5 protein-coding genes and 1 tRNA gene are annotated in these 6,000 nt (G+C 54.1%); 5 read left to right on the forward strand and 1 reads right to left on the reverse strand.

The features are described from left to right. Nucleotides 1-36 precede the first annotated feature (36 nt). The 5 genes from JWR17_RS21560 to JWR17_RS26400 are packed head-to-tail and all read left to right on the forward strand — an operon-like array spanning nucleotide 37 to nucleotide 5,466. Nucleotides 37-3,399, forward strand: a complete 3,363-nt coding sequence (locus JWR17_RS21560; protein WP_299834643.1) for an ATP-binding protein — start codon at nucleotides 37-39, stop codon at nucleotides 3,397-3,399. Continuing rightward, on the forward strand, nucleotides 3,396-4,571 hold the full coding sequence (locus tag JWR17_RS21565; protein ID WP_299834644.1) for a Wadjet anti-phage system protein JetD domain-containing protein: 1,176 nt from the start codon (nucleotides 3,396-3,398) through the stop codon (nucleotides 4,569-4,571). Before JWR17_RS21560 ends, JWR17_RS21565 begins: the two co-directional genes overlap by 4 nt. A gap of 17 nt (nucleotides 4,572-4,588) precedes the next feature. After that, nucleotides 4,589-4,924 carry a hypothetical protein gene (locus JWR17_RS21570; RefSeq protein WP_299834646.1) on the forward strand — a complete coding sequence of 112 codons (336 nt, stop codon included), beginning with the start codon at nucleotides 4,589-4,591 and terminating at the stop codon, nucleotides 4,922-4,924. Between the two features lie 10 nt (nucleotides 4,925-4,934). Next, complete coding sequence (locus JWR17_RS21575) at nucleotides 4,935-5,282, forward strand: ATP-binding protein (RefSeq protein WP_299834648.1); 348 nt, start codon at nucleotides 4,935-4,937, stop codon at nucleotides 5,280-5,282. A gap of 25 nt (nucleotides 5,283-5,307) precedes the next feature. After that, nucleotides 5,308-5,466: a winged helix-turn-helix domain-containing protein gene (locus JWR17_RS26400; protein WP_366944186.1), complete on the forward strand. Its 159-nt coding sequence runs from the start codon at nucleotides 5,308-5,310 to the stop codon at nucleotides 5,464-5,466. A 155-nt stretch (nucleotides 5,467-5,621) separates the two neighbouring features. Here the strand turns inward: JWR17_RS26400 and JWR17_RS21580 are convergent. Continuing rightward, a tRNA-Arg gene (locus JWR17_RS21580) sits at nucleotides 5,622-5,698 on the reverse strand. Nucleotides 5,699-6,000 lie beyond the last annotated feature (302 nt).

Raw genomic sequence — 6,000 nt, forward strand, 5'->3', positions numbered from 1 at the left:
GGCCGCAGCAACTAATAAAGCATAGGGAGAGGCATCATGAATGAACCACACTCTTTAGGACTGGACTTCGTCGCTGACGATACGCTGTCAGGTTTCCGTCTCCAGCGGCTGGAAGTTTTTAACTGGGGTACGTTTGATGACCGGGTCTGGACACTGTCACCGAATGGCAAAAACGGTCTGCTCACGGGAGACATCGGTTCCGGAAAATCGACACTGGTGGACGCGATCACTACGCTACTAGTGCCAGCTCATCGCATCGCCTACAACAAAGCGGCTGGTGCTGACAGCAAAGAGCGGACATTACGTTCCTATGTGTTGGGGCATTATAAATCCGAGCGTAGTGAGGTAACCGGCACCGCTAAGCCTGTCGCATTGCGCACTCATAACAGCTATTCAGTGATCCTCGGCGTGTTTCACAACGCTGGTTACGACCAAACAGTTACGCTGGCTCAAGTGTTCTGGATGAAGGAGGGGCAGAGTCAGCCGGACCGTTTTTTCGTCGGCGCGGAACAGGATCTATCGATTACCAAAGACTTCGCCAACTTTGGCTCGCAAATGTCGCATCTGCGTAAAAAGCTGCGAGCTTTGGGCGCAGAGATTGAAGATTCTTTTCCGAAGTACGGCGCATGGTTTCGACGTCGGTTGGGTATCGATAACGATCAGGCGATGGAGCTTTTCCATCAAACGGTATCGATGAAGTCGGTAGGCAACCTGACCGATTTTGTCCGCAGCCATATGCTCGAACCGTTTGATGCTGCGCAACGCATAGGCGCACTTATTACCCATTTCGATGACTTGAGCCGTGCCCACGCGGCGGTGCTCAAAGCCAAGCGCCAGGTGGGGTTGTTGGTGCCGCTGGTGGCCGACTGTGATCGACACCAAACGCAATTGACCGAGCTTGACTCTTTGCGAGCTTGTCGCGAGGCGCTTACGGCCTGGTTCTCTGAGATTAAGCTTGGCTTACTGGATCGGCGCTTGCAGCGACTGAGCGAAGACCTTGCGCGTCTGGCGACAAAGAAAGAGCACTTTATTGAACTGCGTGACAGTCAGCGCAAAGACGTGGAGTCACTCAAGCGTGCCGTGGCAGAGAATGGTGGTGAGCGGCTGGAGCAACTGGCCGCGGAAATTCGTGAGCAGGAAAACGAACTCGACCGGCGGCAAAAGCGTGCCCGGCGCTATGCTGTGTTACTTGCCGCCGCAGGTGAGTCTTCGGTCAACGATGATGGTGAATTCAGCCAAGTGCGACAACGTACCTCGGCTCGACGCGAAGAAGTCAGCCAGCAAGAAGTCGAGGTTCAGAATCAGGTTATGGAGCTCGGCGTGTCGCTGCGCGAGGGCCGGCGCGAACATAATCAATTGCTCCAGGAAATAAACAGCCTCAAGGCACGACTTAGCAATATTCCATCGGCGCAGGTCAATATGCGTGCGTCTCTTTGTAAGGCACTGGATATCAATCCAGAGGCTATGTCTTTTGTGGGTGAATTGCTTCAGGTGCGCGAAGAGCACAGCGATTGGGAAGGCGCGATTGAGCGTGTGCTGCATAACTTCGGCGTGGCCCTGTTAGTTCCTGATGAGCTTTACGTTCAGGTTGCGGCCTGGGTTGATCAAACCCATTTGGCAGGGCGTCTGGTGTACTTCCGTGTTCGAGGGCCACGTCAGGCCGATAAGCCGGACGTGCACGCGGAATCGCTGGTCAGGAAGGTAAGCATCAAACCCGATTCTGTTTTCTACCCTTGGTTGGAGCGTGAGCTCTCCAGTCGGTTTAACTACGCCTGTTGCGAAACACCCGAGCAATTTCGCCGAGAAGTGCGCGCCATTTCCAAATCGGGTCAGATTAAAACGTCAGGTGAGCGCCATGAAAAAGATGATCGTCACCGACTGGATGATCGAAGCCGCTATGTGCTGGGCTGGAGCAACGCGGCGAAAATTGCCGCGCTGGAAGCGACAAAAGCCAGCCTCGAATTACACCTGGGCAACATCGGATCAGAGGTTGCCGGTGGTGAAAAGCGTCGAGGACAATTGCGTCAGCAACTAGACGCGCTGGTGGCACTTAACGAGTTCAATGACTACCGGGAACTGGACTGGGCTGTCTGTGCGTCCAATATGGCAAAACTGCAGGATGAAAAAGCCACGCTGGAAGCAGCCAGCGACAAGTTGTTACAGCTCAGCGCCCGGCTTGCCAAAGTAAAAGCAGAGTTAGAGGCGACTGAAAACCAGTTGTCAGTATTGTATAAAGACCTTGGCAGTCACGAATCCAGGTACGAAACCGCAGAAGGGTTGCGCGTTGAAACCATTCATTTGATCGCTGATATTTCGGCAGAGATTCGTGCGCAATTGGATGCAGTGAGCAAAGAGGTGTTGAGCGAGCACTCGCTTACCGTCGAAAACTGCGATGGCCGTGGGAGTGAGGTGCGTAAAATCCTGCAGGATAAAATCGATGCCCAAGAGAAAGTCCTGAAACGACTCGGTGAAAAGATCGTCAATGCAATGGCTGATTTCAAGGCCGCCTACGTGCTTGAGACCAGCGAATTCGACTCCAACGTCGACGCAGCGTCCGAATACCGGCTTCTGCTGGACCAACTGAATCGCGACGATTTGCCCAAGTTCGAGCAGCGTTTCAAAGAGCTGCTCAACGTTAACACGATCAATGAGATTGCCAATTTCAACAGCCAGCTGGCGCGCGAGCGTGAAACCATTAAAGAGCGTATCGCCAGAATTAACGAATCACTGGGACAGATCGACTACAACCCCGGTCGTTATATTGTGCTTGAGTCGCAGGTCAGCCCCGATGTCGATATTCGGGACTTTCAAAGCGAACTGCGGGCCTGTACCGAAGGGGCGCTTTCGGGCTCAGACGACGTTCAATATTCAGAAACCAAGTTTCTGCAGGTGAAAAACATCATCGACCGTTTCCGTGGCCGCGAAGGGCTTTCGGAACAAGACCGCCGCTGGACTGCCAAGGTCACCGATGTGCGTAACTGGTTCCTGTTTGCCGCTAGCGAACGCTGGCGTGAAGACAATCGTGAGCACGAGCACTACTCCGATTCAGGTGGCAAGTCAGGCGGGCAAAAAGAGAAACTGGCGTACACCATTCTCGCTGCCAGCCTTGCTTATCAATTCGGCCTGGAATGGGGCGCAGTGCGTTCCCGCTCATTCCGATTTGTAGTCATCGACGAAGCGTTCGGTCGCGGCTCCGATGAATCGGCACAGTACGGTTTGAAGCTGTTCCAGCAACTCAACCTACAACTGCTAATCGTCACTCCACTGCAAAAAATTCACATCATCGAGCCGTTTGTTTCCAGCGTTGGGTTCGTTCAAAACGAAGGCGGTCGTGCATCGAAATTGCGCAATCTCACAATCGAAGAGTACCGGCTCAATAAAGCGGATTTCTCATCTTGAACTGGACCACCGCGAGCGATCTGAAGGAACAAATTCGACGTCTGTGGGCGCGTGGGGATCTATTGCGTCCACTGGTAACTGGCGAGGCGTGGGTGCCGAAGCGTTTGACGCTGAAGTCCCCCAGCTCTGCTGAGTTAAGCAGTCAGTTTGAGTCAGTCAGACCGTGGATTAGCACTATCGCCGCAGTCCCTTACGTTCGGGTGGAGTGGCGGGAGGTCAACCACCGAGTGCTCGGCGCCCAGCGCGTGCCTGACAGCATGTGGGTCGACACGGTTGCAGATGCAGCCGCGATAATTGGCAAGTCTGGAGACTTAAAACTATTTGCCGGGCTGGTCGCCTTGACCCAAGAGCGACAACCCCCACTACTCGCTTGGCTGGCCGCCCGTCCGTTGGCAGCTATAGGGCTCGCGGCGCACTGGCCTGACTTTCTGAGTGCGGTGGCCTGGATCATTGAAAACCCACGCCCTGGTATTTATGTTCGGCAAGTCGATATCCCGGGCATTCACAGCAAATTCATAGAAGCGCACAAAGCCACGCTCAGCGAGCTATTCGACTTGGTACTGCCTGAATCGGCTATCGATCTGAATTATTCAGGCGTTGCAAGGTTTTCAGATCGCTACGGTTTTATAAATAAACCCGTCCGAATCCGTTTCCGGCTCCTTGATGACCGAATAGGGCTCGTGCCCGACGCGACACACCCCGACATTACATTGGACTCGGACAACTTCTCTCGCCTAAACCTACCCATTGCACAGGTCTTCATCACCGAGAACGAAATCAACTTCCTGGCCTTCCCCTACGTACCGAACGCCATCGTTATTTTTGGTGCCGGCTATGGCTGGGAAGCGTTAGGCCGGGCCAGTTGGTTGTCACGCTGCACGATTTATTACTGGGGCGATATCGATACCCACGGCTTCGCCATCCTCGATCAATTGCGCCGACGCTTTGATCACGTTGAATCGTTTCTGATGGACCGTGAAACCTTGATGGCGCATCAGGCGTCATGGGGCGTTGAAAGCCAGCAAGTGGTGCATGATTTGCCGAATCTTACTGATGCAGAGCGGGCGCTGTTTAATGAGCTTCGGGATAACCGGATACGGAGTGGCTTGCGGCTGGAACAGGAGTTGGTTGGATTTTGTTGGGTCGAGGGGGCTTTGCTGGGAGAGGGGTAGGTGGGCCGCATTTATATGTGATACGCCAGGGTGAATACCACTACCGCAGTGGCAGTACTAAACAAGAGCTGAAAGGCGCCGCGCTGACACGCTTTTTGCGGCGTAAGCAGGGCTTGCATTGGGATGGCGTGCCGCTTCCCGGGCTCTCCCTCGACGACTTTCAGCCTGCAGCACTTCAAGGCTTTCGCAATAGAGCAGCCAAAAGCGGGCGGGTGGACGATGCAGTGCTAGAAGATGGCGACCTGGCTCTGCTGGCCAGTTTACAACTCGACGAAGGTCAATATCTGAAGCGCGCTAGCGCTTTGTTATTCGGTATCAAGCCAGAGCGATTTATACCAAATCAGCGTCTATGAAGACCAAGTCGTGATCTGGAATCCTGGTCATTTACCCGACCAGTGGACGCAGCAGCAATTATTGGCCAAACATCCGTCTCACCCGTTCAACCCGCTGCTGGCTTCGGCGTTTTTCCGTGCGGGCTACGTAGAGTCTTGGGGGCGAGGCATTGAAAAAATTCTTAGTGAATGCCGAAAACTCAACATTCCAACTCGGCTTTTCCACACCGGCCTGTCGGGTCTGATGCTGACCTTCCGTGCCGATCCAGCGCAGCTAGCCGAGGCGCTCGGGAGTACCGCGACATTTGTCGGCGGAAGCGCCCGCAGAGATATCACCTACTACCCAAGAAACTACCCAAGAAACTACCCAAGAAATTGATCCGGAGACAGTTCCGGGGAAAATCGTGACGCTCTTGCGCCAGAAACCGGCTGTTACCAGGCGCGAGTTGGCAAAGCAGCTTGGCCTAAGTGCAGATGGCACCAAATATCATTTGGATAAGTTGCGGGCAGCCGGGGTGATCCGGCATGTTGGTCGACCAAAACTGGACTCTGGGAAATACTGAAATAGCTGACATTAGCTACTCAGTGAGTGGAACAGATGCGTGCGGCTATGCTGTTTGCCCCGTCAGATGGACGCCGGCTCGCACTCTGCGTTAACCAAATCAGCTTCATCCAAAACACAAAGGGCCTAGGTTTTCACCTAAGCCCTTCGTTTGTATGGTGCACCAGGCGGGATTCGAACCCACGACCACTGCCTTCGGAGGGCAGTACTCTATCCAGCTGAGCTACTGGTGCAATGCGGGCGCCATGATACTCATGTCGGAGGGGGGCGTCCAGTTGCCGAGGTCTTGAAGCTGATTCTAGGGCAGTGTCACACCTTGGTGGGGCTGGTTGATGTCTCTGACACCAAGCGTATTTCACCCCGATGGTGATGGCAAATTCTCATTCCATTTTATCGCTGAGCTGGTTCCCGCGGTGACGTCATGCATCCGGGCTCACAGCGATTTTTGAGCTGCTACAGCTGAGGGGTTATACCGCTGACTTACGACGATTGCAGTCTGCGCAAAGCATCTGGCAGTTCGCTGTGAGTGTTCTTC

This window comes from Pseudomonas sp., assembly GCF_028293835.1.
Classification (GTDB): Bacteria; Pseudomonadota; Gammaproteobacteria; order Pseudomonadales; family Pseudomonadaceae; genus Aquipseudomonas.